The organism is Pseudomonas lopnurensis, from assembly GCF_015070855.1.
Classification (GTDB): Bacteria; Pseudomonadota; Gammaproteobacteria; order Pseudomonadales; family Pseudomonadaceae; genus Stutzerimonas; species Stutzerimonas lopnurensis.
Window position 1 is genome coordinate 15076 of the sequence record NZ_JADDIX010000057.1, and the last position, 2923, is coordinate 17998.

General features: G+C 57.8%; 1 protein-coding gene and 1 pseudogene. Both read right to left on the minus strand.

What is annotated here, in order from left to right; genetic code table 11:
* A pseudogene (locus IN820_RS11185) lies at positions 1 to 206 on the minus strand (hypothetical protein); the annotation flags it as partial.
* Between the two features lie 595 nt (positions 207 to 801).
* The coding region (locus tag IN820_RS11190) for a DUF637 domain-containing protein (protein WP_193681059.1) at positions 802 to 2923 on the minus strand (2122 nt) is incomplete at its 5' end.

A 2923-nucleotide genomic window follows, 5' to 3' on the forward strand; every position in this document is an offset into this window, starting at 1 on the left:
TCGTCGCTGGTCAGCCCGGCCAGGTAGCGCTGGCCGGTACGCGCGACCACGGCTTCGCGGATCAGGCGCTGCTCGTAGAGCCCGTCGCCCAGGCGTTTCTGCGCCTGGTCCGGGTCGTAGCCGAGGTTGCCCAGCAGGTAGTCCGAGCCCATGAACTGCTTGAGGTCGGTCAGCGCCGGGTTGGTTTCGATCAGGTATTTGTGCGGTTGCGTGGCCGGGGCGACCGCCACGCCCTGGGCGTGGGAATGTTCTGTAGAAATGCCGATCAAGCAGTGAAGCGTCAATTGACGCCTCACCGTGATCGTTTTATCGAGTTTTTAAAGAGCGGTGGATAAGCAAAGCGTTATCCACCCTACTTCCAAGCTACTTGCTGGCGAGCACAGACCAAGATTTACCAGAAATTAATCGTGGTCTGCCCCCCTATTACTCCTATTATTCCTATTATTCCTTTGCCCCCTATTATTCAATGTTTACATGCTAGATCAAGAGCAACTGCCAACTTAAGTCTCTGCTGACGTGAACGAAGCGATCTCTCGTACTCCTTTACACTAGTAAATTGAAAATCCACTAGCTCACCGCTCGATCTTAGAATCTCAAGCCAAACCACTTCAGAACCATTAACTAAGATCGAATATAAGTCCTCAGCTTGCTCAGGAGTCCAGTTCAATACAAAGGCGCTGCTAACCAAGCCAAGTCGACTCTCCAAGATAGAGAGCAACATATTCCCCGGCTCTCTAAGAGCACTCCATGACTTAGAAAGCTCGTCACGAAAAGATTGCTCCACAAGACTTCCAATCAGCTTCACTTAACAACCCCCGGAGTAGTCGTTATTAAGTTTCCAAACCTATCGGTAAGAACAGTTATTATAGACGTTGGCTGGCCACTAAATTTGTCAATACCGATAGGCTGACTGAGATTCACCTCTCGGACATATCGAATGCCTTGCGCGCTTTCTAATGTTCTCGTTATAGGCGCACTCACTACCTCTTTACTTTGAAGCAAACTACGAAGTTCAGCCTGCCCTATAGTGAATTGGCTTGCATTTACTTCCGGATTGAAGTGGCGACTCACAACGTGCTCCCAGCCCGAACTCTTGTCACCGGTCATCAAATTAACGCGTGACTGAACGCGGCCAGGCACTTGAATGGCCGTTTCAGCGGCACCAGTTCCTTTTGCCCCATCCCCCGCCGACCCAGAGCCCGTCTGGGATGTATTCAACTTCCCATCGACAGCCTTGGCAACACGCTCGATAGCCTTGCCACCGACACGATCCAACACCAGATCAGCCACTGCCGATACGACGAAATCGCCCACTTGGCCGCCCAGGCTCACATCGCCCTGATGCGTTTCCGGCCTGAAGGAGTCTATGACTTTCTGGCCTTCCGTGGAGGTATAGCCGTTGCTGAGGCGATCCAGGCCGTCGCTATACTCCGCCACACTACCTGCAACCCCCAGGGCACCCAATGCACAGCCCACCCCCATAGAAACGGTACAGCTCGCGCCCCCAGCAACACCTGAACCAATGGCTCCCGCCCCGCCACCAACGACACTGCCCACAGCACTGGTGTAGTGCAGTTCCTCTCCGTAGCGTGAAACGGTGTCGGTAAACCGCTCGCCAAGCGAGTAGGAAAACAGACCACTTTCCAAAAGGCTGGTCTGGAGATCCTGGTATTGCGCTCCCTCGGCCTGCAGAGCTACAAGAAACTCATAGTTGGGATCGCTCGGCGGCACTCCCGCGCTACAGGAAACCAGCGCACAAGCGGCGGCGTCCCAAGCCCTGGCACGCTCTGGATCACGTTGCGCTAACTCTTCCAGCAGCTTGGCTTCGGCACTGTGCAACTGCCGATTATACGCCGTGGCATTCTTCGCCAGTTCCGCCGCCTTCGCCGGGTCGCCACCGGTTGCCGTCGCCGCCGCAACGCCGATCAGCTGCGACACCGCCAGTTCCAGATTCTTGTCACCGTTGATCACGCCGGCAAGCTGTTCGACCAGCAGTTCGTTGGCGCCACCGGCCAGCGCTCCCGTGGCGAAATCACCTCCCGTCGCTTCGCTGAGCAAGCCACCCACCACCGCGTGCAAGGCGATCTTTTCCGGACTGCCTTCCTGCCATGTATTGGCTTGCGCGAGATCGCCCGTCGCATTGAAGGCCACCGCCTGCATCAAGTGGTACATCTGCCCGGTCAGGGCGGTTTGCAGATTGTCCGAGAGACTTCCACCCTGCAGCGCCGTCTGTGCGACCGCCTGTACGGCACCTTGAGCCCCCAGGTACGAACCGAACTTGGCAATATCGCCAGCCTTGCTCAGCTCGAAGCCCTTGGTGACTTTATTGATGTCGTCGCCAGTCACCCCGTAGGCGCTGTCCAGGACACCTGACGTGAAGCCCGCCGTCAGGGCCGAGGTGACGTAGCCCTTCAGCGCGTCGCTGGAGGTCACGTCCTTGAGCACCGCGCCCAGGTCGCCACGGTTGTTGATGGTGCTGATTACGGCTCCGCTGGTGGCGCCAGTTGCCGCTGCCGTCAACGCCACGTTGGCCCAGCCGGCTGCAACTGTTGACCCCGCAGTAGCACCAGCAGCCACAGCCGATGCGGTGGCCGTCCCTGATGCGGCCATGGCAGTTCCTGAGCCAGCGGCGGCGGTCGCGCCACCCAAAGAGCCAATGCCCTGACTAAGCATGGGGCCGGCAAAATAGGCCACCACTATAGCGATCACCAGTGCCGCCCCGGCCCCCAACCCCGAACTGCTGTACTTGAAGCTGTCATGGACTTCCTTGACCCGCTGCCAGTCGACGTCACCCCGGCTTTCCATTTCCTTCAGCCACGCCAGGTTCGGGTCGGCCTGCACCATGGCGTCGATGGTCTGGCTCACCGTCTGCTGGTTGACCTGCCTGACGTCGATCTGCAGCCCTTCCACCGCCTGGATGACC